Origin of the sequence: Rhizobium nepotum 39/7 (genome assembly GCF_000949865.1) — a bacterium.
GTDB lineage: Bacteria > Pseudomonadota > Alphaproteobacteria > Rhizobiales > Rhizobiaceae > Agrobacterium > Agrobacterium nepotum.
The window spans coordinates 90,275-116,314 of sequence record NZ_JWJH01000015.1; the positions used below are offsets into that span (position 1 = coordinate 90,275).

Here is a 26,040-nt window from a genome sequence, read left to right on the forward strand (position 1 = left end):
GAGGGAGAAGATGAGGTTCCAGTTCATCGTAAGAATTTAATCACGTACTAAAATATTGCGGACGTCCCTTTTTGCGCGATTATGAAGCCGCGCCGAAGCGACTGTCACTGCGGTTATTTTCGCGAGGATGGTGAGCTAGGCTGCGAATTCTTGCCAGTCGCCATCATCTCGTGCATTCGAAATTTCATGTTTTGCTGCACGAGCAAGGAACCCCGACCGGGTAAGTCCTTTAGCTTCGGCAAAAGCATCAATTTCTTTCAGCACATCTTCTGGAAGAGTAATGTTCAGTCGAACAGATTTTTTGCTCCCAGTCTTGAGTGATACGAGGATGGCAACACCATCCTTGTTTTCGGGGTCAGCCATAATGGCTTCAAGAGAACAAGGTTCGGGGATGGCTTCGCCGTCCTCGATCATGCCCTCGACATGGAGCGCAAGAGCTTCCTCTGCCATACGACGGGCATCATCCAAATCGGTACCAGCCGTCACGACGCCGGGAAAATCGGGGAAGGAAACGCCGTAATCGCTATCAGCGTCCTTGTGGATCAGTCCGATATAGTTACGCATGGTTTTCACCTCAGATTGGCAATGGCGATGCCGGTCAATGCGCTGAATTTTCTATGCTTTTGATTTTAAAGGAAATGGTGCCGCTTAGGTGACTCGAACACCTGACCCCGTCATTACGAATGACGTGCTCTACCGACTGAGCTAAAGCGGCCCGATTGTGACCCGTTTGTCACGGATCAGCTTCATGGCGGGCTGATACAGGCAATGCCGAAGGATTTCAAGCCTTGAATGCAAGGGTCGTGAAAATTCTGCGAAAAGCATTGCCTGTCCACTGTTTACGCGTGGCCTCAGGCTTTCCCGCAGATGCGTTTTCTCGCTTCCTCATATTCCTTGGCCAGACGATCGACGAGGTCCGCCACCGGCTCCACCGCCTTGACTGCGCCGATGCCTTGCCCGGCGCCCCAGATATCTTTCCAGGCCTTTGCACCGCCGGTGGCGGCTTCGAAATCCATTTTCGAAGGGTCCGCTTCGGGAAGATTGTCGGGGTCCATGCCGGAGGCGACGATCGAACTTTTCAGATAGTTGCCGTGGATGCCGGTGAAATAGTTCGAATAAACGATGTCCTTGGCTTGCGCCTCAACGAGCGCCTGCTTGTAACCGTCAGAGGCGCGCGCCTCCTGTGTCGCGATGAAGGGGGAGCCGATATAGGCCATATCCGCGCCCATGGCCTGTGCCGCGAGGATGGAGCCGCCATTGGCGATGGCGCCGGCCAGCAGCAGGGGGCCATCGAACCATTCGCGGATTTCCTGAACGAGAGCGAAGGGCGAAAGCGTGCCCGCATGTCCGCCAGCACCTGTCGCCACCGCAATCAGCCCGTCCGCTCCCTTGCGGATGGCGGAGCGGGCGTGGCGATCGTTGATGACATCATGCAGCACGATGCCGCCATAGGAATGTACGGCGGCATTGACTTCCGGCACCGCGCCGAGCGAGGAAATCACCACCGGCACCTTGTATTTCACGCAAAGACCAAGATCGTGTTCCAGCCGTCGGTTGGACATATGGACGATCTGGTTGACCGCAAAGGGAGCGGCCGGACGGTCGGGATTGGCAAGGTTGTGGGCGGCCAGCTCTTCGGTGATCATCGCCAGCCACTCGTCCAGCTGGCTTTCAGGCCGCGCATTGAGCGCGGGGAAAGCGCCGATGACGCCGGCCTTGCATTGCGCCAGCGTCAATTGCGGATGCGAAATAATGAATAGCGGTGACGCTATGACCGGAAGACGCAGATTGTCTTTCAGCACGGACGGCAGCATGTCTCCTCCCACGAATTACGTTTACGCGCACGTAAGTCAATATCGTGTTCGGCGGTGGATTGAAAGCGAAAACAGCACCGCGCCGACCTCTCAAACCTGCGTTCGAAGCGCCACAATGGATCGATTTTCCCCAAAGCAATCCGGTCTTTATCGCAAACGATGCTTGCGGAGGCGCGGCATAGCCGTTACCGAATCGTAAACCAACGGCGCAAGCCACATATTTTTTTGCGAAGAGCAGTAGAACAAGGATCGGTCGTGAGCGGACTGGAAACGGCAATCAGAAATGCTCTGGAAAAATCGGACAGATCGAACGCCGAAGTTCGTGCACGAATTTACCAATCGTCCCGTCAGGCACTGGAAGCGGGCCTGCGCAAGCAGGGCATAGACGATCCGCAGGTCGTCTCCCAGCAGCGCCAGCGGCTCGAAAGCGTGATCCACGTCATCGAGAGTGAAGAGCGTAACCGTCTTCTGGACAGGGTGGAGCAGCAATTGCGGCCGCCTTTGCCGGCAAATACCGCGCATGATGAACTCTCGGTCGATCCCGTTTCACAGGCACAACACCACGGTGATATGGCCGTCGAGCCGGAATTGCGCGGCGAAACGCGTGATGCGCGGCCGGCCCCCACCGCTGCTCCGGAAGGTCCGGGTGCGGACCGTCGCAACGCAAAGGCGCCGATGAGAAGCGCCAGTGCAGGCGACGCGTCGCTTGCCTTTCGCCCGGAAGGTGCGGTCGGCCGGCGCAAGCGTCGCGGACTCTTCGCCCGACTTTTCATGTTCGTGACGTTGCTGGCTTTTGTCGGTGTCGGTGCTTGGTGGGTCTATTCCTCCGGCCTGCTGCTATCGCCGGAGCAGCGCGACACCAGCGTGCCCAATCCGCCGGCACAGGTTGAGGCTGAAGACTTCAACGGTGCTGAGCCCGCACCGAGCCTTTCCCCCGGCCGTGGCTTCTCGGACGACTGGATCGAGATATTCAATGCCGAGCGTGGCAACTCGGGGATTTCGGCGGGTCCACGCGCCAATGTCGAAAATATCGCCACACCCGCTGGCAAGGCGATAAAGGTGACGTCGAGAAGCGTCTCGCAGGATGGCGCGGTCAGCTTTGAGGTTCCGGTGGAAGTGATGCGGGATATGGCGGGTAAATCCTCGACCATATCGATCACGCTGCAATCCTCTAGCGACCGGCAGACGCAGGTTTCCGTCGCCTGCGATTTCGCTACCCTGGGCGATTGCTCCCGTCACCGCTTCACGGCCACGGCCGAACGTGCGGACATGCTGCTGAATGCGACGTTCGAGCGCTCGCTTGCCCCGAATGCGCCGGGCAAGATCTTCATCAACAGCGACATCGATGGCAACGGGCGTCCGGTCAATCTTTATTCCGTGCGCATTTTGCCCGGTCAGTAAGAAGCCGGTAAGAAGAGGAACAAGCGCCGCCAGGGCGCTTGTCATTGTCTCAAGGTCCTATTTGAGAAAACCCGGTCCTGATCCCAGTATCTTGCCGTCGATCTCGCCGATCGCCTTTTTGTCCTTGCCGTCATAGTCGAGCGCATTGAGGATGTGGCGAATGAGGTTCACTCTGGCACGGCGTTTGTCGTTGGCATGCACCACAGTCCAAGGGGCGTCGGCGGTGTGGGTCTTTTCCAGCATCTCGTCGCGCTTTTGCGTGTAATCGTCCCATTTCGTCAGCGCGGCTATGTCCATGTCCGAAAGCTTCCAGCATTTCAACGGGCTGTGGCGACGATCGTGAAAGCGCTCGATCTGCGTTTCGCGGCCGATGTCGAGCCAGAACTTGAACAGATGGACGTCCTCATGGACCAGCATCTTTTCCAGCCGCGGCGTTTCCTTGAGGAAGCGCTTGTGTTCCTGCGGGGTGCAGAAGCCCATGACCGGCTCGACACCGGCGCGGTTGTACCAGGAACGGTCGAAGAGAACGAATTCACCGGCTGTCGGGAAATGTGAGATATAGCGCTGGAAGTACCATTGGCCGCGTTCGGTTTCCGTCGGTTTGGTCAGTGCCACCACGCGGGCATAGCGTGGGTTGAGGTAGGCGCGGGTCGCGAAGATAGCGCCGCCCTTGCCGGCCGCATCGCGGCCCTCGAAAACCGTCATCACCCGTTTGCCGGTGGCCTGCAGCCAGAACTGCACCTTGACCAGCTCCACCTGCAGCGCTTCGAGAGCGGCGTCGTATTCCTCCCGCTTCATTTTTTTGTCGTAGGGGAAATCGCCGGCGGAAAGTTTCTTTTCCTCCACCCAGTCGGGAAGAATCGGATCGTCTATGTCGAAGCTGCGCAGCTTGCCGCCAATGGTGAGCTCCACCGATCGCGTCTTCGTTTCCTCGTCCATGTTTCCTCCTGATGTTGTTGTGTAAAGGCAACTCGCCGCCAATGAGTTCACATCCGCCGGCAGAATTCAAGTGAAAGAGGATTGCCGGGCCGGGAGCCCTGGTAGTGACGATTGCGGCGCAGATTATGCGCATATACGTTGTGGAAATTGCGCAGCGATGAATCTCTGTCATGAAGCTGGCCTATGAGATTTCGATGTGCTGTCAGATGAAAGTGGAAAGCGGCTGAAATGGCAGTGATGAAAGGCGATAGTGGATTGAAGCTTTTGGGGAAAAAGCTTGGCCGAAACTGGTTGCCCGTTCTCGTCGTCAGCATGCTTGCCGTCGTGGCCGTTTCGGAACTGCACACGCCCTACATGCCCGCTATCCTGTGGCTCTGCGCCGTCATCGCCATTCTGGCCGTTCGGGAGCGGCCGGTGGCGCCGGCAAAGAAAGAAAACGCGGCTGCGGAGACGGATGAGCCGGAAGTGCCTGGCGAAAACGTTATTTCCGGCGTAAAGGCCGGCCTTGCGGTTCTGGATACACCGGTCTTCATCCTCGATAAAAACGCCAGCGTGCTATATCAGAACGGCGCGGCGGAACGCGCCTTCGGCCAGCTTCCGGCTGGCGCGCATATCTCCGCCCGGCTGCGTTCGCCGGGTCTGCTGGATGTCATTCGCGAAACCATCACCACCGGTCAGTCCAACCAGGTCGAACACTCGGAGCGTTTTCCCTCAGAGCGGGTTTTCATCGTCCGCATCGCCCGCGCGGATGCGGGGGAGGTGGCGGGTCCGCCATTCTACATCCTGTCGTTCCGCGATGTTTCGGAGCTTCGCCGTATCGACCGTATGCGCAGCGATTTCGTCGCCAATGCAAGTCATGAATTGCGCACCCCGCTCGCCTCGCTGCGCGGCTTCATCGAAACCATGCAGGGACCGGCCCGCAACGATCCGAAAGCGCAGGAACGTTTTCTTGCCATCATGCTCGATCAGGCCACGCGCATGAGCAGGCTGGTGGATGACCTCATGTCGCTTTCAAGGCTGGAATTGCGGGCCAATATCGCACCGGACCAGAAGGTCGATCTCGTGTCCGTCATCGGCCATGTGCGGGATGCGCTGCTGCCGCTTGCCGATGAGCTGGATGTGGCGATCACTCTTCATCTGCCCGATCGGCCGGCGGAAGTGCAGGGTGACCGCGACGAGCTGGTGCAGGTATTCCAGAACCTCGTTGAAAATGCTTGCAAATACGGGCAGGAAGGCAAGGTCGTGGACGTCTGGTTGCGTGCCGAACCCGGCAAGCCGGTGGAGGTGAGCGTCATCGACAAGGGGCCGGGCATTCCCGCCGAGCATGTGCCGCGCCTGACGGAGCGGTTTTACCGTGTCAGCGTTGCCGACAGCCGCTCGAAAAAAGGGACGGGTCTGGGGCTTGCCATCGTCAAGCACATCCTCACCCGCCACCGCGCCCGCCTCATCATTAAATCGGAACTGGGCAACGGCACGGACTTTACCGTCAGATTTTGACATGGAGAATATTCCTGTCATCAATGTCACAAAAATTAATAAATAAAATCAATGATTTAGATTGTCACAAATCTTTCATCGAAGTGACATAAAAGGAAGTGGTTACGGTGGTTAAGAAAAGATCGCCGATCGCATGCTTAGAGCGAGTGCCGCTATCGGCTGCGTCCACAAACAAGCCCACGACGGGAGAGAAAAATGAACATCGTTAAATTTTCCGCAGCAGCTCTGGTGGCTTCTGTCGCCTTCGCTGGCGCCGCCGCTGCTCGCGACCAGATTCAGGTTGCTGGTTCCTCCACGGTTCTGCCCTATGCCAAGATCGTTGCTGAGACTTTTGCCGAGACTTTCCCGAACTTCAAGGCTCCGGTTGTCGAGTCCGGCGGTACGGGCGGCGGTCTGAAGGCATTCTGCTCCGGCGTCGGCGAAGGCACCATCGACATCGCCAACGCTTCGCGCAAGATCAAGAGCGACGAACTGGCCGCCTGTAAGGCTGCGGGCGTTGCCGACGTTCAGGAAGTGAAGATCGGCTACGACGGCATCGTCTTCGCGATGGACTCCTCTAACAAGGACCTCAAGCTCGAGCCGAAGGATCTGTACCTCGGTCTCGCCGCTGAAATCGTCAAGGATGGCAAGCTCGTTGCCAACCCTTACAAGAAGTGGTCGGAAATCAACAAGGAACTGCCTGATGTAGCGATCGCCGCTTACATCCCGGGTTCCAAGCACGGCACGCGTGAAGTCTTCGAAGAGAAGATCATGGCTGACGGCTGCAAGGAAGCCGGCGCTACCGACGCCATCAAGAAGCTGATTACCGACGCCAAGCAGGCTGCTGCCAAGTGCGTTGCAGTCCGTAAGGACGGCGCTGCGGTCGACATCGACGGCGACTACACCGAAACGCTTGCCCGTATCGACGCCAACAAGGCCGGCCTCGGCGTTTTCGGCCTGGCATTTTATGAAAACAACGCCGACCGCCTGAAGGTCGCGACCGTCAGCGGCGTTGTTCCGTCCACGGAAACCGTTGCCAGCGGCAAGTATCCGGTTTCGCGCCCGCTGTTCTTCTACGTGAAGAAGGCTCACCTGGGCGTTATTCCGGGCCTCAAGGAATATGTCGAGTTCTTCGTTTCTGACGAGATGATCGGCCCTGATTCTCCGCTCGCAAACTACGGCCTCGTTGCCGCTCCGGAAAAAGAGCGCGAAGAAATCCGCGCAAAGTTCGCTGCCGGCGCTTCGATGTAATAAAGAAAGAGGGGTGCGGCCTGCCGCGCCCCTCATCCCGCTCCGGTGCCATTCCGCTTAAGGCGATTGTCTGCGGTTGACAGTTCCCATCCATCACCGTCCACATAATTGTTGATGGATTACAGATGGATAGGATGTATCAACCTTGACGCTTGCCAGACTTTGCTACAGTCAGGCGGCAAGCATCTTTGGATGGTCCAGCGGTCTCGTTTTGATGACTTTTTGATTTGCCCGATATCGCACCGTGCTCTTGAGGCACGCCGAGGGAACTCTAATGAACACATCGATCCTTTTGCTGATACTGACGCTGATCGGCATCGGCAGTTATCTGCTCGGCAGCCGCCGTGCCATTGCTCTGTCTGGCGGGCGTCCCTCCAGCATGCATTCCCGTGCCGGTTATCACGGTTCCTACGCGGTCGTCTGGGCAGTGCTGCCCGCGGCGCTCATTCTTGCTGTCTGGCTTGTTATCAGCCCGCTGGTCGTCACCTCGGCGGTGCGCGGCGAATTTCCCGAGGACGTGCGCGCCCAGTCCGAAGCGCAGCAGAGCCTGACATACGGCATGGTGACCTCCATCGCCCGCGGTCTTCAGCGGCTGACGCCGGAAGAAACCGCAAAGATCGATGCGGACACGACGGCGGTAAGATCGCTTCTGGCATCGAAGGGTGTCGCGATCGCCGGCGATCCCGAGCGTTTCATGGTCGATGCCGCCCAGACGCTGAACGCGATGACCTCCACCAGCCGCATCGGAATGATCGCCACCGTGGTATTGGCCGCGCTTGCTGGCGCCGTCTATGCGCTGCGGTCGATCGCGCCGCGCTTCCGGGCGCGTAACAGGGTCGAAAGGGTCATTCTCGCGGCCCTGCTCGTTGCGTCCTCCATCGCCATCCTGACCACCGTCGGCATCGTGCTGTCGATGCTGACGGAAGCGATCCAGTTCTTCAACATGGTTCCGGCGCATCAGTTCTTCTTCGGAACGGTGTGGGATCCGCGTTTTGCGGCGGCCGGTGCGACGGACTCGTCCGGCCAGTTCGGCCTGATCCCGCTGCTTGCCGGCACGCTCTATATCGGTCTGGTCGCCATGCTGGTCGCCGTGCCGGTCGGGTTGTTTTCGGCGATCTATATGTCGGAATATGCGTCGCCGCGCCTTCGCTCCGTGGTGAAGCCGCTGCTCGAGGTACTCGCGGGCATCCCCACAATCGTCTACGGCTTCTTCGCGCTGACGACGGTGGGTCCGTTTCTGCGAGACATCTCCACGCAGATCAGCGGTCTGACAACGGGCGAATACGCCAACTTCATCCAGGCGCAGAGCGTCATCACCGCCGGCTTCGTCATGGGCATCATGCTGATCCCTTATGTCTCGTCGCTGTCGGACGATATCATCACCGCCGTGCCGCGTTCGCTGCGCGACGGCTCTCTCGGTCTCGGCGCCACGCGCTCTGAAACCATCAAGAGGGTCATCGTTCCCGCCGCTCTTCCCGGCATCGTCGGCGCCGTGCTGATGACGGCGTCGCGTGCGATCGGCGAAACCATGATCGTGGTTCTTGCGGCCGGCGTCGCAGCCCGCCTGCAGCTCAACCCCTTCGAACCCATGACCACCGTGACCGTCAAGATCGTCAGCCAGCTGACCGGCGACCTTGAATTCACCTCGCCGCAAACGCTGGTGGCCTTCGCGCTGGGCATCACGCTTTTCGCAATCACGCTTTGCCTGAATATCTACGCGCTTTACATCGTGCGCAAATACCGGGAGCAATATGAATGACCGACATCGTTTCTCCCGCAGCCGGCGCTGCTGCCGTAAACAGCGCCAAGCGCCGTGATATCGGCATCAAGCGCCGCTACGCCGCCGAACGCCGCTTCCGAGCTTATGGAATGGCAGCGATCTCGTTTGGCCTCATCTTCCTCTTCCTGCTGCTCTGGTCGGTCGTCGCCAAGGGCCACACCGCCTTCCAGCAGACGATGATCACCGTTCCGGTCGAGTTTTCCGAACTGATCATCGATCCGAAGAACGAGCGGGCCACAAATCCCGCAAAGCTGATGACAGCCAATTATCCCATCCTCGCCCGTGATGCGGTCGCCAAGATTCTCGGCGTCGCGCCGACGGATAAGGCCGGTCTGCGCGCGGTCAACACGATGATCTCGGACAGCGTGCGGACACAGCTGCGCGATATCGTCGTCGCCGATCCCGCTGTCATCGGCACCACACGCACCGTGACGTTTCTGGCGTCGGGCGATGTCGACAGCGCCTTCAAGGGCCAGGTGGATATGACGGGGGATGAAGCCAACCGTCGTATCTCCAATCAGCAGCTTGGCTGGATGAACCAGCTCGCCGAAAGCGGACAGCTCGGCAAGCATTTCAATACCGGCATCTTCGTCAACGGCAATTCGAGCCGTCCGGAAGCGGCGGGTGTCGGTGTCGCGCTGATCGGCTCGTTTTACATGATGCTGATCGTGTTGGTGCTGTCGTTGCCGATCGGTGTCGCGGCCTCCATCTATCTTGAGGAATTCGCCCCGAAGAACCGGTTGACGGATCTTATCGAGGTGAACATCAACAATCTGGCGGCTGTTCCCTCCATCGTCTACGGTCTGCTCGGCCTCTCCGTTTTCATCAACTTCATGGGCTTTCCGCGCTCCGCCTCTCTGGTCGGCGGCCTCGTCCTGACGCTGATGACCTTGCCGACGATCATCATCGCGACCCGTGCCGCATTGAAGGCCGTGCCGCCGTCGATCCGCGCCGCAGCGCTCGGACTTGGCGCCTCCAAGATGCAGACGATCTTCCACCACGTCCTGCCGCTCGCCATGCCGGGCATTCTGACCGGCACCATCATCGGCCTCGCCCACGCGCTGGGCGAAACGGCGCCGCTGCTCCTGATCGGCATGGTGGCATTTGTTGCGAACTACCCGACAACGCCGATGGATCCGTCCACGGCCCTGCCGGTGCAGATTTACATGTGGGCGAACGAAGCAGAGCGCGCCTTTGTCGAAAGGACATCCGGCGCTATTATCATCCTGCTCCTGTTCCTCATTCTCATGAATGTTGGCGCAATCCTGTTGCGTCGCCGCTTCGAACGGCGCTGGTAGAGGGAGATTGAGCAATGAACATGTTGTCGGAAGCAGCAGTTGAAAAGGCGCTGGACAAGAAAATGAATGAAGTTTCATACAAGATGATCGGCAAGGACGTTTCGGTTTATTACGGCGAAAAGCGTGCGCTTTACGACGTGAATCTCAATGTCCGCGAGAACACGGTGACTGCGCTTATCGGCCCGTCCGGTTGCGGTAAATCCACTTTCCTGCGCACCTTGAACCGCATGAACGACACGATCGACGGTTGCCGGGTCACTGGCAAGATCACGCTCGACACCGACGATATCTACGATCAGCAGATCGATGTCGTGGAACTTCGCGCCCGCGTCGGCATGGTGTTCCAGAAGCCGAACCCGTTTCCGAAGACGATTTACGAAAACATCGCCTACGGCCCGCGCATCCACGGTCTTGCCCGCAACAAGGCGGATATGGACCAGATCGTCGAGCAGAGCCTGCAGAAAGCGGGTCTCTGGAATGAGGCGAAGGACCGTTTGCTGGAATCCGGTACGGGCCTCTCCGGCGGCCAGCAGCAGCGTCTGTGCATTGCGCGCGCGATTGCCGTCAGCCCGGAAGTGATCCTGATGGACGAGCCGTGCTCGGCGCTGGACCCGATCGCGACGGCGAAGGTCGAGGAGCTGATCCACGAACTGCGCACCAACTACACGATCGTCATCGTCACGCACTCCATGCAGCAGGCGGCGCGTGTTTCCCAGCGCACGGCCATGTTCCACCTTGGCCATCTCGTCGAGGAAAACGAAACCGACAAGATGTTCACCAATCCGGACGACCAGCGCACGCAGGACTACATCATGGGCCGCTTCGGCTGATCCCCGGCCGCTGCTTTATCGAAACCGAACAAGACTGGTGCCCCTGCCGTGCCCCGCTTCCGGGCACGTGCATGCGGGCCAAGCCGGAGGACTAGACCATGACACAGACAACGACCCATTCGCATATCCTGTCCGCCTATGACGACGAATTGAAGTTTCTGACACGCCGCATCGCAGAAATGGGCGGTCTTGCCGAGCAGATGTGCGGTGACGCCGTGCGCGCGCTCGTTAATTCCGATGCCGCGCTCGCGCAGAAGGTCATTTCCGACGATACTATTCTCGATCACGCCGAGCGCGAAATCGGCGACAAGGCCATCGTCACCATCGCCAGACGGCAGCCGATGGCGGCCGATCTTCGCGAGATCATCGGCACCCTGCGTATCGCCGGCGATCTCGAACGCGTCGGCGATCTCGGCAAGAACACGGCCAAGCGCGTTATCGCGGTTGCCGGAACCGGCGTGCCGCGCAAGCTCGCCCGCGGCATCGAGCATTTGTCCGAGCTTGCGCTGGTGCAGCTCAAGGAAGTCCTTGACGTCTATTCGACACGTTCCGCCGAAAAGGCCAATGCCATCCGCGAACGCGACGAGGAAATCGACGCCATGTACACGTCGCTCTTCCGTGAGCTTCTGACTTACATGATGGAAGATCCGCGCAACATCACCACCTGCACGCACCTTCTGTTCTGCGCCAAGAACATCGAGCGTATCGGCGACCATGCCACGAATATCGCCGAAACGATCTATTACATGACCACCGGCAGCCAGCCGGAGGGCGAGCGTCCGAAGGACGACAGTTCCAACACGCTTGGTTCGGTGACCGAGTAACAGACAAGCAGAAGCTTGCGGAGTTCAGCATATGGTGCCCAAGATTGCAGTTGTGGAAGACGAGGAAGCGTTGAGCGTCCTGCTTCGTTACAATCTCGAGGCTGAGGGATACGACGTCGACACGATACCCCGTGGCGACGAGGCGGAAATCAGGCTGCAGGAACGCATTCCGGACCTTCTCATCCTGGATTGGATGCTGCCTGGTGTTTCCGGTATCGAACTGTGCCGGCGTTTGAGAATGCGGCCGGAAACCGAACGCCTGCCCATCATCATGCTGACGGCGCGCGGTGAAGAGAGCGAGCGGGTTCGCGGTCTCGCCACCGGTGCCGACGACTATGTCGTCAAGCCGTTTTCGACGCCGGAACTCATGGCTCGCGTCAAGGCCATGCTGCGCCGGGCCCGTCCCGAGGTTCTCTCTTCGGTGCTGAAATGCGGCGATATCGAACTGGATCGCGAAACCCATCGCGTCCATCGCAAAAGCCGCGAAGTGCGCCTCGGCCCGACGGAATTCCGTCTGCTCGAATTCCTGATGACATCACCGGGTCGGGTGTTTTCCCGCTCGCAATTGCTGGATGGGGTCTGGGGTCACGATATCTATGTCGATGAGCGCACTGTCGATGTGCATGTCGGACGCCTGCGCAAGGCCCTGAATTTTTCCCATATGCAGGATGTCATCCGCACCGTGCGCGGCGCCGGATACTCGATGGAAGCCTGAGCGGACCCGAACGCGACGGTTTCACTCGGGACAATATCCCCAAGAGTCAGAAGGCCCGAAACCGAAATGGTGTCGGGCCTTTCGGTTTTGACCCTTCCGCAAACGCGACCCCTTCATCCCATGAAGAGAGTGACTGACGGCCCCGCTGAAATCATGATTGTGAGGCGGAACCCGATAGGAAAGGGCGCGGCACTCTATCGGTGAGTTGACCGCAGAACCGCCTTGAATTTTGTCATAAAAAAACGGGCCCGAGGGCCCGTAATTTTTGAGTGCTGATTGTGTGCCGCAACACTCAAGCCTTGCGACGCTCGCTCACCGGCTGATAGGCGAGTTTCGCGTGGAACTTGCAGTAGGGCGAGGCTTCCAGCGCTTCGCAACCGCAGAAATGGAAGTCGTCCTTCAACGGGTCGCCGACCGGCCACTTGCAGGTGCGTTCCGTCAGTTCCGTCAGCGTCAGGCGACGGGAAATCGGCGTGACCGCGTTTCTGGAAGGAACGTATTCAAGAAGCTGTGCGGTCTCGATGCCGATCTCCTCGTGCAGCGCCGTTGCCGCGTTCGAACGGTTCAGGATCCGCGCCGGTGCCGCATTGACGCGGCCTGCGAAAGTCGTCGCGCGCGGGGCAGGTGCAGCGGTACGCTTGGGCGCGGAGCGCGCCGAAGTGACCGGACCGCCAGCCTTGACGCGTCCCGGCAGATTGAGACGATGGACCTTGCCGATCACGGCGTTACGGCTGACGCCGCCCAGCTGTGCTGCTATCTGGCTGGCGCTAAGCCCTTCGGACCACAATTTCTTGAGTTTTTCGACTCGCTCGTCTGTCCAGTTCATGCCGCTTCTCCGCTTGTCGCGTGTATTTTCGGCAGAATCCTTCTCTGTCTCGCGGGCTTGCCGCAAGCGTGGTTTCCGCCAGATTTTAGGTGACTAGTTCCGCCGCATCGCAGTCTAGTAATTAGCGATTAACCTAATGCTAGGCTGACTCCGTGGCAAGAGTCGCGGGAATCATCTGGAATCGATTTTCCGGTTTTCCCCAACTTGCTGCTATCTTGAGTCTGAAAGGCAACACCTTGGGCCTCGTCCGCCACGGCATACTAGTGCTGGAGAAGCCCGGGAAACGCGGACTTTTGTTGACATCGGCAAACGAAGTGACAATAGTGCCCCTGCCGCCGCAAGGCGGCATTTTTGATTTTCAGGCGAGGGATAACCCCGCAAGCCTATTGACAACCGTTTGACAGCGCAACCGCGCAAGGAGTGATACAGCCATGGCCGAAGCCGGCGCGCCATTGTTTGATACGTTTTCAAGAGCCCCCCTGCGCTTCGAGCGCGGTGAGGGCGTCTGGCTGTATACGGAAAGCGGCGAACGATATCTGGATTTTGCGGCGGGTGTCGCCGTCAACTCGCTCGGCCATGCCCATCCGCACCTTGTCGATGCGATCAAGACGCAGGCCGAGAAGGTCTGGCACGTCTCGAACCTCTATGAAGTGCCGGGGCAGGAAAAACTGGCAAAGCGCCTGACGGAAGCGACTTTCGCAGACAAGGTGTTCTTCACCAATTCCGGTGCGGAAGCCCTGGAATGCGCAATCAAGACCGCGCGCCGTTATCACTTCTCGAAGGGCCATCCGGAAAAGTTCCGTATCGTGACGTTCGAAGGCGCCTTCCATGGCCGCACGCTCGCGACGATCGCCGCCGGTGGCCAGCAGAAATACCTCGAAGGTTTCGGTCCCAAGGTCGAAGGTTTCGACCAGGTGCCATTCGCCGATGTCGACGCCCTGAAGGCCGTCATCACCGCTGAAACGGCTGCGTTGCTGATCGAGCCCATTCAGGGCGAAGGCGGCATTCGTGCGCCTAGCAAGGAATTCCTGCAAATCCTGCGCGGCCTGTGCGACGAGCACGGCCTGCTGTTGATTTTCGATGAGGTCCAGACGGGTGTCGGCCGCACGGGCAAGCTGTTTGCCTATGAACATACCGGCGTTGCGCCCGATATCATGGCGGTCGCCAAGGGGATCGGCGGTGGTTTCCCGCTCGGCGCATGCCTTGCGACCGCAGATGCCGCTTCCGGCATGACGGCGGGTGTGCACGGCACCACCTATGGCGGAAATCCGCTGGCCATGGCCGTGGGCAATGCCGTGCTGGATGTCGTTCTGGCCGACGGTTTTCTGGAAAAGGTTCGTGATGTCGCGCTGGTCTTCCGCCAGGGACTTGCCTCGCTTAAGGATCGTTATCCTGATGTGATCGAGGAAATCCGCGGCGAAGGTCTGCTGATGGGTATCAAGGCGAGGATTCCTTCGGGTGAGTTGCTGCAGGCCATGCGCGCGGAGCATCTGCTTGGCGTGCCTGCGGGCGACAACGTCATCCGTCTTCTGCCGCCGCTCATCACCACGGCGGAAGAGGCCCGCGAGGGCCTGGCGCGTGTCGACGCGGCTGCCGCCTCCCTGACAGCGAAACAGGCGAAAATCGCCTGAAGAAATCAAGGGCGGACCTCTCTTCAGGGGTTCGCAAGCATGGGACAGATTAGAATGGTTTCACCAAAACATTTTCTGGACCTCTCGGCCGTCGGGTCGGAGGATCTGCGGACAATTCTTGATGATGCGCGCACACGCAAGATTGCCACCAAAACCGGCACGGCGGAGAAGCCGCTGGCCGGCAAGATGCTGGCGATGATCTTCGAAAAGCCGTCCACCCGCACCCGCGTCTCCTTCGATGTCGGCATGCGCCAGCTCGGCGGCGAGACCCTATTCCTGTCGGGCACGGAAATGCAGCTCGGCCGCGCCGAAACGATCGGCGATACGGCCAAGGTTCTGTCGCGTTATGTCGACGCCATCATGATCCGCACGACGGATCATTCGCGCCTGCTCGAGCTTGCCGAACACGCGACGGTGCCTGTTATCAACGGCCTGACGGACGACACGCATCCCTGCCAGATCATGGCGGATGTACTGACATTCGAGGAACATCGCGGCCCGGTCAAAGGCAAGACAATCGCCTGGACGGGTGATGGCAACAACGTGCTGCATTCCTTCGTGGAAGGCTCCGCCCGTTTCGGCTACCAGATGGCGATGGCGGTGCCGATGGGTTCGGAACCGCACGACAAGTTCCTGAACTGGGCACGCAACAATGGCGGCGACGTCAGGCTGTATCATGATGCCGACAAGGCGGTGGCGGGAGCGGATTGCGTCGTTACCGATACCTGGGTGTCCATGAACCAGGAACACAAGGCGCGCGGCCACAATATCTTCCAGCCCTATCAGGTCAATGAAGCGCTGATGGCGAAGGCCAACAAGGAGGCGCTGTTCATGCATTGCCTGCCGGCGCATCGCGGTGAGGAAGTGACGGACGCTGTGATCGACGGGCCGCAATCGGTGGTCTTCGACGAGGCGGAAAACCGGCTCCATGCGCAGAAGTCCATCATCGCATGGTGCCTGGGCGTCATCTGACGGCTCTCAACCCTTCCTGATCAGTGGTCAGGAAAGGTGCTTGAACTTGGCCGGACACATTACCATCTGTGGGACTTCGAAAAGGCTCGTCGGTTTTTGCTGGCGGGCCATAATCACGATTTGCACGATTTTTCCCGGAGGCGGTTTCGCTTCCCGGATCTCTGTGCGACAAGCGAAAAAAGTACATTTTAAAAGCCGGACTTTTGGACGGTAGCGGCGCAACGGCTGCGCCAAGGAGTTATGATATGGCAGATGTAACGGTTGAACTGGACAATCTCGATTTAGCTGGTGACGACAAGGTTGTGCCCTTTCAGGTCGAAGGTCTGGACGTGCGCGGCCGCGCGGTACAGGTCGGACCGCTGTTGAATGCCATCCTCGATCGGCACGATTATCCCGATGTAGTCGCCCGGCTGCTGGCGGAAGCGACGGTTCTGACGGCGCTGATCGGTACGTCCCTGAAGTTTTCCGGCAAGCTGACCGTTCAGACCAAGGGCGACGGCCCGGTCGATCTTCTGGTGGCGGATTTCACTGCGCCCGAAAGCATGCGCGCCTATGCCCGTTTCGATGAGGAGCGGCTGGCGGAGGCGGTTGCGGCGGGGGAGACCTCGCCCGAACAATTGCTCGGCACCGGCATTCTGGCCTTCACCATCGATCAAGGTATCGGCATGCAGCCCTATCAGGGCATCGTGCCGCTGGACGGCTCATCGCTGGAAGAAATCGCCGGGGTTTATTTCCGTCAGTCGGAACAGCTTCCCACCCGCGTGCGCCTCGGCGTCGCCGAGTTCTTCGACCGTGATGGCGAAGGCAAGCCGCGCCACGGCTGGCGTGCGGGCGGGGTGATCGCGCAATTCCTGCCGCAGGCGCCGGAGCGTCTGCGCATGCGTGACCTCCACGGTGGTGACGGTGATGAGGGTGATTATGAAGTCGGGGAGGACGATGCCTGGACCGAAGCGGTAACGCTGCTGAACACGGTGGATACCGACGAACTGACCGACCCGCAGGTGCCGGTGGAGCGTCTGCTCTACAGGCTTTTCCATGAGAGCGGCGTGCGCATCTACGATCCGCAGATCATTTTCGACCGTTGCAGCTGCTCGCGGGAGAAAATCAAGGATGTGCTCTCCGGTTTCACCGCCGAAGAGATCAAGGCGAGCGAGGAAGACGGCGCAATTGCCGTGACCTGTGAGTTTTGCTCGACGACCTATCGTTACGATATCAGCGAGTTTGACAACGTCTGAAACACTGTCACTGGCGAGGCCGCGCTTTTGAACAGCGCGGCTCCGCATCGGTGCGTTTGCATCAATTCAGGACCCGCAACAGGCCGGGAGAATCCAGAGAGAAGGCGGGTATGGTGACGTTGAACACCTCGCCCTTGTCCGTTTCCATTTCATAATGGCCGAACATAAGGCCCGACGGTGTATCCAGCGGGCAGCCGGATGAATATTCGTAACTGTCACCCGGGTTCAGGTGCGGTTTCTCGCCAACGACGCCCGGTCCGTAGACCTCGTCCACCTGCCCGTTCTGGTCGGTAATATGCCAATAGCGATTGACGAGCGTTATCGGAACATCGGAATTGTTCGAGATCACGACTTTATAGCCCCAGACGTAACGGTCGTCATCCGGGTCGGATTGTTCTTCGAGATAATACGGATCGACCGTTACCTCGATATCCCTTGTCAGAGCACGATACATACGCGCCACACCTCGATATTATGCCTGCCGCCATTATCCTACACTACAGGTTCTGGCTATCGTCAAGAAAATGAACGACTTGACGGGCAGGAGGCATCTTCTGTTGCGCCGTTTTCCACCGTTAGGGATAACGGTAAAGGTAAATATTGGTTGCCTGACACCAGGGGCTTTGCCACGGCCCGACGTGAAGAGGGGCCGTAGCGATGTGTCGATTGAATTCTCAGGCGGAAACGGCCGCCAGAGCCTTTGCCAGATCCTCCAGCAGATCGTCCGTATCCTCGATGCCGCAGGAAAGACGCAAGGTGCCGCCGGAAATGCCGAGTTCGGCGCGCGCCTCGTCGGTCAGGTTCTTGTGCGTCGTGGTGCCCGGGTGGGTAATGAGGCTCTTGGCATCGCCGAGATTGTTGGAGATCTTTACGATTTCCAGCGCGTTCTGCAACGCGAAGGCTGCATCCTTGCCGCCCTTCAGTTCGAAAGCAACGAGCGTCGAGCCGCCGGTCATCTGCCGCGCGATGATGTCTGCCTGCGGGTGATCGGCGCGGCCGGGATAGATGACCTTGCCGACCTTGCCGCTGTCGGCGAGAAAATCGGCGATCCTGCCTGCATTGGCCGTCTGCTGCTTCACGCGCAGCGGCAGGGTCTCGATGCCTTTCAGAAGCGTCCAGGCGTTAAACGGCGACATAGCCGGGCCCGTGTGGCGGAAATAATCCTGCAGCTCTTCCTCGATCCACTTCTTGTCGGAAAGGATCACGCCGCCAAGGCAACGGCCCTGACCGTCAATATGCTTTGTCGCCGAATAAACGACGATGTGGGCGCCGAGTTCGAGCGGCTTCTGGAAAAGCGGTGTCGCGAAAACATTGTCGACCACCAGCTTCGCACCGATCTGGTCGGCGAGCTTCGCCACGCCGGCAATGTCCACCACTTCCAGCGTCGGGTTGGTCGGGCTTTCGAGGAAAAACAGCTTGGTGTTCGGCTGGATCGCCTTTTCCCAGTTTTCGAGATCGCGTCCGTCAATCAGCGTACATTCGATGCCGTATTTAGGCGCGAGCGTCTCGACCACCCAGCGGCAAGAGCCGAAGAGGGCGCGTGCGGCGACGATATGGTCGCCCGCGCGCAGCTGGCACATGATGGCGGCGGTGACGGCGGCCATGCCGGAGGCAAGCGCCCGGGCGTCTTCCGCACCTTCCAGCAGGCACATGCGCTTTTCAAACATGTCATTGGTCGGGCTGGCATAGCGGGCGTAGATGAAGCCATCCGTTTCGCCCTTGAAGCGCGCTTCGGCGGCTTCGGAGTTTTCGTAGACGAAACCCTGGGTCAGATAGATTGCTTCCGACGTTTCACCATAGGGTGAGCGTAGCGTACCGCCGTGAACGAGCTGGGTTGCCGGGCGCCATTTATTGCTCATGTGATCACCTTCAAAACAAAAAAACCGGCCGCAAAAGCAGACCGGTTCCTAGCACCCGGTCTTTTTAGCCACTTGTTTAACGTGGCTGCAAGCCGACCGGCCAAATCACCACGGGATAAGCTTGCCATACTGCCGTTACCGGCTTGCGTCAATGCTTTCCTTTTGGTTTTGTCGCCGTAAAAAGGAATGATGACCATGACCAGAACCACGGGCATTTTGGCGGACGGCGCTATCAGGGCGCTGTTTGCGGGCGGTAAGCTGAAAAGCGAGGCCGATCTCGATGCTGATCAGGTGCAGCCCGCCAGCCTCGATCTGCGGCTGGGCTCGAAGGCCTATCGCGTTCGCGCCAGCTTCATGCCCGGTCCCGGAACCCGCGTTATCGACAAGCTCAACCGCTTCAGCCTGCACGAGGTGGATCTGAGTGAGGGCGCGGTGCTGGAAACCGGTTGCGTCTACATCGTGCCCCTGATGGAAAGCCTGGAATTGCCGGCGGAAATGTCGGCCTCGGCCAATCCGAAAAGCTCGACGGGGCGGCTTGATATCTTCACCCGCGTCATGACCGACAATGCGCAGGAATTCGACAAGATACCGGCGGGATATGCCGGTCCGCTTTATCTGGAAATCAGCCCGCGCACCTTCCCCGTCGTCGTGCGTCGCGGCTCGCGCCTGTCGCAGATCCGCTTTCGCATCGGCCATTCGCTGCTCAACGAAAGCGAGCTTCTGAAATTGCACGAGAGGGAAACGCTGGTCGCCAGCGAAACCCCGAATGTGACCGGCGGCGGCATCGCGCTTTCCATCGACCTCAAGGGTTTCGGCGAGAATGGGCTGATCGGCTATCGCGGCAAACACCACACGGCGGTAGTGGATGTCGACAAGAAGGCCCAGCACGACGTTCTCGATTTCTGGGAGCCGCTCCATGCGCGCGGCCGCGCCGAGCTGATCCTCGATCCGGATGAGTTCTACATCCTTGTCTCACGCGAGGCCGTACACGTGCCCCCGTCTTATGCGGCGGAAATGACCCCTTTCGACCCGCTGGTGGGCGAGTTCCGTGTGCATTATGCCGGCTTTTTCGATCCCGGTTTTGGCCACGCACAGGCGGGCGGCACAGGCAGCCGCGCCGTGCTTGAAGTGCGCAGCCACGAAGTGCCCTTCATTCTCGAACATGGCCAGATCGTTGGCCGGCTGGTTTACGAACACATGCTGCAAAAGCCGGAAGGCCTCTACGGCAGCGGCCTCGGCTCCAATTATCAGGCGCAGGGGTTGAAGCTGTCCAAGCATTTTCGACCCGCATAATGACCTTGCCGGATGCTTGACACCCGCTGCAAACTGTCGGATGTCTTAGCTTCAGGCGCGGGTGTAGCTCAATGGTAGAGCAGCAGCTTCCCAAGCTGAATACGAGGGTTCGATTCCCTTCACCCGCTCCAGTTTTCAAGACAGCCGAAAGCCTTCCTGATTAGCAAAAAAGCATGGCCGCTGCCGCTTTATATGGGTGTCCGGGCGCCTACACGATTTATCTTGACTACGATTTAATTGCACGTAATAGTTGATGCAGTCGTAGCATTTGGGGATGGTGTTATGAGTCGCAAGCTTCTTTCGGAATTTCTTGGTACGTTCTGGCTCGTGTTCGGAGGTTGCGGCAGTGCGGTTTTCGCCGCCGCTTTTCCAGAACTCGGCATTGGCTTTCTCGGTGTCGCTTTCGCCTTCGGTCTCACGGTTCTGACCATGGCCTATGCGGTCGGGGGCATTTCGGGCGGTCATTTCAATCCGGCCGTTTCCGTCGGTCTGTCCGTTGCCGGCAAATTCCCGGCATCGAACCTCGTTCCTTATATAGTGGCGCAGGTTCTGGGGGCTGCCGTGGCGGCGGGCGCGCTTTATGTCATCGTCACCGGTAAGGCGGGGGCCGAAATTGGCGGTTTTGCCGCCAATGGTTACGGTGAACATTCGCCGGGCGGATACTCCCTCGTCTCGGCGCTGCTGATCGAGGTCATCTTGACGGCATTTTTCCTGATCATCATTCTGGGGTCGACACATGGCAGGGTTCCAGCTGGCTTTGCGCCGATTGCCATCGGCCTTGCCCTTACCCTTATTCATCTGATCTCCATTCCGGTCACTAACACTTCCGTCAATCCAGCCCGCTCGACGGGACAGGCATTGTTCGTTGGTGGATGGGCGCTGCAACAGCTCTGGCTGTTCTGGCTTGCTCCAATCCTCGGCGGTGCTATCGGCGCCGTGGTCTGGAAAGTTTTTGGCGAGGAAGAGAAAGTCGGCCACGCCGGTTCTGTCCAGCCCGCTCAGACATAAATGGGAAGCTTTGTTTCCCCGAATGGTCGGGGAAACCAGTGAGGAGGATGACATGGATCTTACTTCGATATTGACCCAAATTGTCGGTGGTGCGATTGGCGGTACGGCCGGCGGAAAAATACTGAAGGATTCCGATCTCGGCTCGCTCGGCAACCTGATTGCGGGCGCCGTTGGCGGCATCGGTGGAGGAAGCGTACTCGGATCGCTGCTGGGGGCAGGTGGAACTGCGGCAGCCGGCGGCATGGATATCGGCGCTCTTGCCGGCCAGCTCGTTGGCGGTGGCATCGGTGGCCTGATCGTCCAGGTCGTCGTCGGCCTGATCAAGAACAAGCTCGTCGCCAAATAAAGTTGTTCAGTCGCTGTTGTGATGAAGCGATAGACCTTGCCGGAGGAGGAACCTCGTTCGGCAGGGTGTTTTGGTTTATGCTGCATCTATAGGCGAGCCCCGCCGTAACCCGAAACCGTTTGCAAAAAGCAACAGCGCAAGCTGAAAACGGTGAGGCGCGTCCTGCGTGTCGCGAAAAGAAGCGTTGGGAACGCGCCTCTTTAATTGCCTATGTCTTCTCAGGTCGTGTTTTTGACGACCGGCATATGGGGTGTCTTGTTCCAGACGAAGGGGCTGGTTTTCAACTCCGCCACAGCGCGCCATGCCGCGACTGACAACATCAGCCAGTAAAGCGGGATCGCCAACCAGCGCTGTCCGATCTGTTGTTTCTCGTAAGGTATCATCCTGTTTCGGCCCATCAGCACGAAGATGGCGTAGCTTCCGAAAATATTCAGCGTATCGATGAAAAACAGAAGGCCCTGCCAGGAAAGCAGCATACCCGCGCCATTTTCGCTGATCGTCATGACCATGAAGGCGAAGGAAACGAACAGCAAGGGATGGGCCAGCGACGACAGAAGCATACCGCCGATCAGCAGCTGGAAGACGAGATAGGCGACCCAGCCCATGTGGCGCGCAGTGGTAAAGGGCGCGCGGGTCATCACCAGCCAGCTCTGCAGCCAGCCTTTGTACCAGCGTGCGCGCTGGCTCAACCAGACCGGAAGCGAGGTTGGCGCGTCCTCCAGTGTCTGTCGCCGGATGACGCCGCAGCGATAACCGAGCCTGTGCAGCCTGAGGCCTATATCGGCGTCTTCCGTGACATTGTAAGGGTCCCAGGCACCGGCCCGGCGCAATACGGCGGTTCGGAAATGATTGGATGTGCCGCCAAGCGGCAGCGGCAGCCGGTGTGCGGCGAGAACGGGCAGCATGCAGCGGAAGAGGCCGGAATATTCCAGTGCGAAACAGGCGCTGAGCCAGGAGGAGCGAGCATTGCTGATGATAAGCGGAGCCTGCAGGCAGGCCACGTCGTCCGGTTGATCATGGAAGGTGGCGTAGGCTTCGCGTAGTTGTTGTGGATGGGGGCGGTCTTCGGCGTCGTAAACGGCAACGAACGCACCACGCGCGCCGGAGAGCGCGTAGGTCAGGGCCTTCGGTTTGGTGCGGGGCAGGGACGGCGGCACCCTGACGATTTCGATATGCGGACCGGGGTTTGTCCGCAGGATAGCCTCGATCGTCGCTTCGTCATCGGCCTCGCAGACGAGCTTGATGTCGAGCCGAGATTTGGGCCAGTCCAGCCGCTCAAGCGCATTGACAAGTTGCGCGACGATGGCCTCTTCGCGATAAAGCGCCACGAGAACGGTGTAGACAGGCAGCTCCCCGTCCTGCTGGAGCGGAACGATGGTTTTCACATCGTTTTCTCTGGACGAGTGGACAAGTGCAAACAACCTGAAAAGCAGGGTTGAGAGATAAAGCATCGTCAGGGTGACATGAATATAAGCCAGAGCCGCCTGCGTATAAAACAGCAGCGACAGAATGAGCAGGGTAACGAAAACGCCGCTTATAAAACCCTGCTCACCGTGCAGCGTGATCCTGGCGGAATGCTGCGGCGTGGTGTTGAAAAGCTGTTGGCGCGCTTCCCGGCAGCGGCGTGTCTCACCCGCCTTCCAGATCGCGCTGCGCATGGCTTGCGGTGTGGTTACGGCAAGTTCGTCGAAAAGATGTGGATGTTGATCGAGCATGCGCTTCAGCAATTCCATCCGCCCCAGTTCCGGCACGATCAGAAGTGCTGGTTTGCTGTTTGATGGTATCAGCCGAAGGATCCGTGGTTCGGCAAGCTGCGTATCCAGATGGTTTATGTCCGCCACCCGTTCCGGATTGATTTCCGGGAGAAACGGCAATCGCAGAAATCTGGCAAAAGCACCGAAATATGCATCCGTCTCGACAAGGCCGCTTGCCAGCAACTCCTCTTCCACCGTCGAGCCGTTTTCGAGGGCCTGTTCTTCGAATGTGCTGATATAGGGCTTGCCGAATCCGAGCGATGAAAGAAAGCGCGCCGCTCCTGTTTCGTTCCCTTCGGGAAAACTCCAGGGCGGATTGTCGTCCTTCAGCGAAAACGGAATTTTTCGTTTCGCCGGCGTCGTGTGAAACGATTCTCGTGTATAATGGCTAAAATAATCCATGCATCGCCGCCGTCGTCATGGTAACGCCCAACTTCCTGCTGTGGACAGTATAGATGAGAATGACGAATGTAACGCGAAATATAAGTCTTGCATTTACTTTAGCTATCGCTTTACAATTTGTTGGTATTTTTGGAAAACTTCATGCGGAAGGCCTATCGGACGGAGGCCGCATGCCGGTGTTGTTCGACGCGCAGGAGCGGTTTCCGGGCGGCGATCTTTCTTCCGTCCCCCGGGTCAGGTTTCTGATGTCGGTCGATTTTCCGCCATTCAATTTTACCGATCAGGAAGGCCGGCTTGCGGGTTTCCATGTCGATCTGGTGCGTGAAATCTGCTCCCAGCTGAAGATAGAAAGCAAATGTCAGGTGCAGGCGCTGCCGTTTGACGAGCTGGAGGCGGCCCTGGAAATGGGAGAGGGCGAAGCGGTGATTTCCGGCCTCGCCACCACGGCCGATCTGCGCAAGAGTTTCACCTTCTCGCGTCCCTATTTGTTGTTACCCGCCCGTCTTGCCGTCAACAAGGCGGCGAAATTCACCGGCTCCGGTGCCGACGCCCTGTCGGGAAAGAAGGTGGGCGCGGTCACAGGCTCACGGCACGAACAGATGCTCAAGGCGTTTTTTCCGAAAGCGACGACTGAAGGTTTTAATGGGTATGAACCCATGTATGAAGCGCTGAAGACAGGCAAGGTAGACGCCATTTTCGCCGATGGCCTGCGCCTGCCTTTCTGGGTTTCAGGAAGCACGTCCGAAGGCTGCTGCGCAATTTTCGGCGGCCCTTACATGTCCGACAGATTTCTGGGCGAAGGCCTTTCCATCATGGCTGTGGATCCGGACAACGTGCTTGTGCCGGCCTTCGATCAGGCCCTGGCAGCACTTTCCCGCAACGGCCGGCTGGAGGAAATCTACCGGCGTTATTTCCCCTACGGCCTCTATTAGAGAAATCCGGCTATCCGGATCGTCTCCGGCGTTGGCTATTTGGCTGGCGCAAAGGACGGGTCGCTGCGCCGCAATCGCAAAAGCGCGATCCATACGGCGGCGGCGATGGCGGATTCCACCAGGAAGTAGCTGCCGATCGTTCCCGAAATGCTGAAGGACCAGGTGAAGAAGGCGACAACGACGGAGCCGATGAGGTTGCCGCTGTTCCATATCTTGGCGCGAATATCCTGTCGCCCGGATGCGCCAAGCGCCTCAAGTGCGGTCGCCGCAACCGCCATTGGCAGCACGACCCAGCAAAGGACGCGGGTAATCATGGGCAGCGAGACGTATTCGTCGCCGAACAACAGCGGCAGGAAGGGCGCGATGATAAAGATCACCAAAGCGCTACCGGCTGCGATGACAAGCGCCGCCTTCAGCACATTATAGGCGCGTTCTATGGTTTTGGTGATGCCCTGAAGGGCGGCTGAGGCCGAACCCGGATAGATCAGCCGGTTGAGAGCCTCCACCGAGAGATAGGAGCTGTCGAGAATTCGCCGGGCGATGGAATAGCTGCCCAGAACCTCGGCGCTGGCAACTGCACCGAGAACGAGAATATCGGCATTGCCACGCACGGCCTTGAACAGGAACTGCGTCGAAAACAGGACGCCAATGCGGATTTCCTCGCGAACGATCCGGAAGACGGGCCTGCCGAGCCGGCCGATAGCCTTGACCGAAATTACCGCTGCAACGATGTGAGCGGCCAGGTTCCACAGGGCCCAGGCCTCCACCGTTTCCACCTTGAAGACCAGGCAGGCGACCACGGCGGCAATCGTGCGGGCGACGGCGAACATCACTTCCAGCTTGTTGGCCGAAGCGAAGTTGGAATGGGCGATGAAGCTTTGCGTGGAAAGCGAAATAACCTTCAGAAAAACGAGGTTCGTCACCAGAATCAGGAAGGTGGTGATGAGTGTATGCAGCAATGTTTCCGATGTCGGAAAAAACACGGGGATCGTTACCATGCCGACGATGGTCAGCGCTACGCCGGTCGCGGCGCTCAACAGGTAACTGTGGCCGAGCATGACGGGAAACATGCTGCGGTCCTGCGCCACGCGGCGGATGAGCGATTCCTGCGAACCGATACCGCAGATCTGGACACCGAGATTGGTGACGGCCGTGATCGAGGCGTAAAGCGCGAACTGTTCGACGCCGAGATGGCGGGCAAGCAGGGCGAAGGTCAAAAGCTGCGCGGCGCTGGACATCAGAAGCGCCCCGCCGGATGCCATATAGGTCAATCCCAGTCTGACAAGATGGCCGAGCCGCGGCGTATTCAACGACACCTCATTCTCCATGTTTTCCGGCATCGCCGGGCGAATTCAAAAGATAGCTGCCCTGTTTTTTAAATTTGGTGAACTGAAAAAGCCGGAAACCGGGTGACAATCCAAAGGGCGGTAACCTGAATGAATGGCAGTTTCTCC

At 58.8% G+C, this 26,040-nt stretch carries 23 protein-coding genes, 2 tRNA genes and 1 riboswitch; of the genes, 16 read left to right on the top strand and 9 right to left on the bottom strand.

The features are described 5' to 3' along the window. Positions 1-135: 135 nt before the first annotated feature. The 3 genes from RS75_RS16400 to RS75_RS16410 form a co-directional block, all read right to left on the bottom strand. A complete protein-coding gene (locus RS75_RS16400; protein ID WP_045022202.1) occupies positions 136-564 on the bottom strand; it encodes a type II toxin-antitoxin system HicB family antitoxin in 429 nt (142 codons plus the stop codon). A gap of 75 nt (positions 565-639) precedes the next feature. Further along, positions 640-715, bottom strand: a tRNA-Thr gene (locus tag RS75_RS16405). A 136-nt stretch (positions 716-851) separates the two neighbouring features. After that, positions 852-1,814 carry an NAD(P)H-dependent flavin oxidoreductase gene (locus RS75_RS16410; protein ID WP_045022204.1) on the bottom strand — a complete coding sequence of 321 codons (963 nt, stop codon included), beginning with the start codon at positions 1,812-1,814 and terminating at the stop codon, positions 852-854. 255 nt (positions 1,815-2,069) lie between these two features. Between RS75_RS16410 and RS75_RS16415 the strand changes: the two genes are divergently transcribed. Beyond that, positions 2,070-3,215 (top strand): hypothetical protein, encoded by a 1,146-nt coding sequence (locus RS75_RS16415; protein ID WP_045022206.1) that lies wholly within the window; start codon positions 2,070-2,072, stop codon positions 3,213-3,215. A gap of 57 nt (positions 3,216-3,272) precedes the next feature. Here RS75_RS16415 and ppk2 read toward each other — a convergent pair whose 3' ends face one another. Next, positions 3,273-4,154: a polyphosphate kinase 2 gene (gene ppk2 / locus RS75_RS16420; RefSeq protein ID WP_045022208.1), complete on the bottom strand. Its 882-nt coding sequence runs from the start codon at positions 4,152-4,154 to the stop codon at positions 3,273-3,275. 228 nt (positions 4,155-4,382) lie between these two features. Here ppk2 and phoR point away from each other — a divergent pair, with 228 nt between their 5' ends. The 7 genes from phoR to phoB all read left to right on the top strand — a co-directional run bounded on the left by phoR (position 4,383) and on the right by phoB (position 12,328). Next, positions 4,383-5,651, top strand: a complete 1,269-nt coding sequence (gene phoR, locus RS75_RS16425; RefSeq protein ID WP_045022209.1) for a phosphate regulon sensor histidine kinase PhoR — start codon at positions 4,383-4,385, stop codon at positions 5,649-5,651. A 195-nt stretch (positions 5,652-5,846) separates the two neighbouring features. Next, complete coding sequence (locus RS75_RS16430) at positions 5,847-6,881, top strand: substrate-binding domain-containing protein (protein ID WP_045022211.1); 1,035 nt, start codon at positions 5,847-5,849, stop codon at positions 6,879-6,881. Between the two features lie 274 nt (positions 6,882-7,155). Beyond that, positions 7,156-8,640 carry a phosphate ABC transporter permease subunit PstC gene (pstC, locus tag RS75_RS16435; RefSeq protein ID WP_045022213.1) on the top strand — a complete coding sequence of 495 codons (1,485 nt, stop codon included), beginning with the start codon at positions 7,156-7,158 and terminating at the stop codon, positions 8,638-8,640. Further along, complete coding sequence (gene pstA, locus RS75_RS16440) at positions 8,637-9,959, top strand: phosphate ABC transporter permease PstA (RefSeq protein WP_045022215.1); 1,323 nt, start codon at positions 8,637-8,639, stop codon at positions 9,957-9,959. The genes pstC and pstA overlap by 4 nt, the downstream gene beginning before the upstream one ends. Before the next feature lie 14 nt (positions 9,960-9,973). Then, a complete protein-coding gene (gene pstB, locus RS75_RS16445) occupies positions 9,974-10,789 on the top strand; it encodes a phosphate ABC transporter ATP-binding protein PstB (RefSeq protein WP_045015181.1) in 816 nt (271 codons plus the stop codon). 98 nt (positions 10,790-10,887) lie between these two features. Then, complete coding sequence (gene phoU / locus RS75_RS16450) at positions 10,888-11,613, top strand: phosphate signaling complex protein PhoU (RefSeq protein ID WP_045022217.1); 726 nt, start codon at positions 10,888-10,890, stop codon at positions 11,611-11,613. Positions 11,614-11,644: 31 nt separating this feature from the next. Further along, positions 11,645-12,328 carry a phosphate regulon transcriptional regulator PhoB gene (phoB, locus tag RS75_RS16455; protein WP_003493692.1) on the top strand — a complete coding sequence of 228 codons (684 nt, stop codon included), beginning with the start codon at positions 11,645-11,647 and terminating at the stop codon, positions 12,326-12,328. A gap of 292 nt (positions 12,329-12,620) precedes the next feature. On the opposite strand, the gene RS75_RS16460 is transcribed toward phoB, so the two are convergent. Beyond that, positions 12,621-13,154, bottom strand: coding sequence for a GcrA family cell cycle regulator (locus RS75_RS16460; RefSeq protein ID WP_045022219.1), 534 nt, complete (start codon positions 13,152-13,154; stop codon positions 12,621-12,623). 431 nt (positions 13,155-13,585) lie between these two features. On the opposite strand from RS75_RS16460, the gene RS75_RS16465 reads away from it, so the two are divergent. The 3 genes from RS75_RS16465 to RS75_RS16475 all read left to right on the top strand — a co-directional run bounded on the left by RS75_RS16465 (position 13,586) and on the right by RS75_RS16475 (position 16,992). Beyond that, positions 13,586-14,785 (top strand): aspartate aminotransferase family protein, encoded by a 1,200-nt coding sequence (locus RS75_RS16465; protein ID WP_045022221.1) that lies wholly within the window; start codon positions 13,586-13,588, stop codon positions 14,783-14,785. 54 nt (positions 14,786-14,839) lie between these two features. After that, on the top strand, positions 14,840-15,757 hold the full coding sequence (argF, locus tag RS75_RS16470; protein WP_045022223.1) for an ornithine carbamoyltransferase: 918 nt from the start codon (positions 14,840-14,842) through the stop codon (positions 15,755-15,757). 245 nt (positions 15,758-16,002) lie between these two features. After that, the gene (locus RS75_RS16475) at positions 16,003-16,992 is read left to right on the top strand and encodes an Hsp33 family molecular chaperone (protein ID WP_045022225.1); all 990 of its coding nucleotides are present in this window, start codon (positions 16,003-16,005) and stop codon (positions 16,990-16,992) included. Between the two features lie 61 nt (positions 16,993-17,053). Here the strand turns inward: RS75_RS16475 and apaG are convergent, their stop codons facing one another. Together apaG and RS75_RS16485 are read right to left on the bottom strand one after the other, a co-directional pair. Beyond that, positions 17,054-17,446, bottom strand: coding sequence for a Co2+/Mg2+ efflux protein ApaG (gene apaG / locus RS75_RS16480; protein ID WP_003514932.1), 393 nt, complete (start codon positions 17,444-17,446; stop codon positions 17,054-17,056). A 220-nt stretch (positions 17,447-17,666) separates the two neighbouring features. Then, positions 17,667-18,851 carry an O-succinylhomoserine sulfhydrylase gene (locus RS75_RS16485; protein ID WP_045022227.1) on the bottom strand — a complete coding sequence of 395 codons (1,185 nt, stop codon included), beginning with the start codon at positions 18,849-18,851 and terminating at the stop codon, positions 17,667-17,669. Positions 18,852-18,894: 43 nt separating this feature from the next. Next, positions 18,895-18,973: riboswitch (SAM riboswitch) on the bottom strand. Between the two features lie 73 nt (positions 18,974-19,046). Between RS75_RS16485 and RS75_RS16490 the strand changes: the two genes are divergently transcribed. The 4 genes from RS75_RS16490 to RS75_RS16505 all read left to right on the top strand — a co-directional run bounded on the left by RS75_RS16490 (position 19,047) and on the right by RS75_RS16505 (position 21,498). Next, positions 19,047-20,144 (top strand): 2'-deoxycytidine 5'-triphosphate deaminase, encoded by a 1,098-nt coding sequence (locus RS75_RS16490; RefSeq protein WP_045022331.1) that lies wholly within the window; start codon positions 19,047-19,049, stop codon positions 20,142-20,144. 57 nt (positions 20,145-20,201) lie between these two features. After that, positions 20,202-20,275 (top strand) — tRNA-Gly (locus RS75_RS16495). A 151-nt stretch (positions 20,276-20,426) separates the two neighbouring features. Next, positions 20,427-21,152 (top strand): aquaporin Z, encoded by a 726-nt coding sequence (gene aqpZ / locus RS75_RS16500; protein WP_045022229.1) that lies wholly within the window; start codon positions 20,427-20,429, stop codon positions 21,150-21,152. A 52-nt stretch (positions 21,153-21,204) separates the two neighbouring features. After that, positions 21,205-21,498, top strand: a complete 294-nt coding sequence (locus RS75_RS16505; RefSeq protein WP_045022333.1) for a hypothetical protein — start codon at positions 21,205-21,207, stop codon at positions 21,496-21,498. A gap of 218 nt (positions 21,499-21,716) precedes the next feature. Here RS75_RS16505 and RS75_RS16510 read toward each other — a convergent pair whose 3' ends face one another. Then, positions 21,717-23,654, bottom strand: a complete 1,938-nt coding sequence (locus RS75_RS16510; RefSeq protein ID WP_045022232.1) for a glycosyltransferase family 2 protein — start codon at positions 23,652-23,654, stop codon at positions 21,717-21,719. A 170-nt stretch (positions 23,655-23,824) separates the two neighbouring features. Here RS75_RS16510 and RS75_RS16515 point away from each other — a divergent pair, with 170 nt between their 5' ends. After that, the gene (locus tag RS75_RS16515; protein ID WP_045022234.1) at positions 23,825-24,586 is read left to right on the top strand and encodes a transporter substrate-binding domain-containing protein; all 762 of its coding nucleotides are present in this window, start codon (positions 23,825-23,827) and stop codon (positions 24,584-24,586) included. Between the two features lie 35 nt (positions 24,587-24,621). On the opposite strand, the gene uppX is transcribed toward RS75_RS16515, so the two are convergent. Next, positions 24,622-25,914 (bottom strand): Wzx-type polysaccharide biosynthesis protein UppX, encoded by a 1,293-nt coding sequence (gene uppX / locus RS75_RS16520; RefSeq protein WP_045022237.1) that lies wholly within the window; start codon positions 25,912-25,914, stop codon positions 24,622-24,624. Positions 25,915-26,040 lie beyond the last annotated feature (126 nt).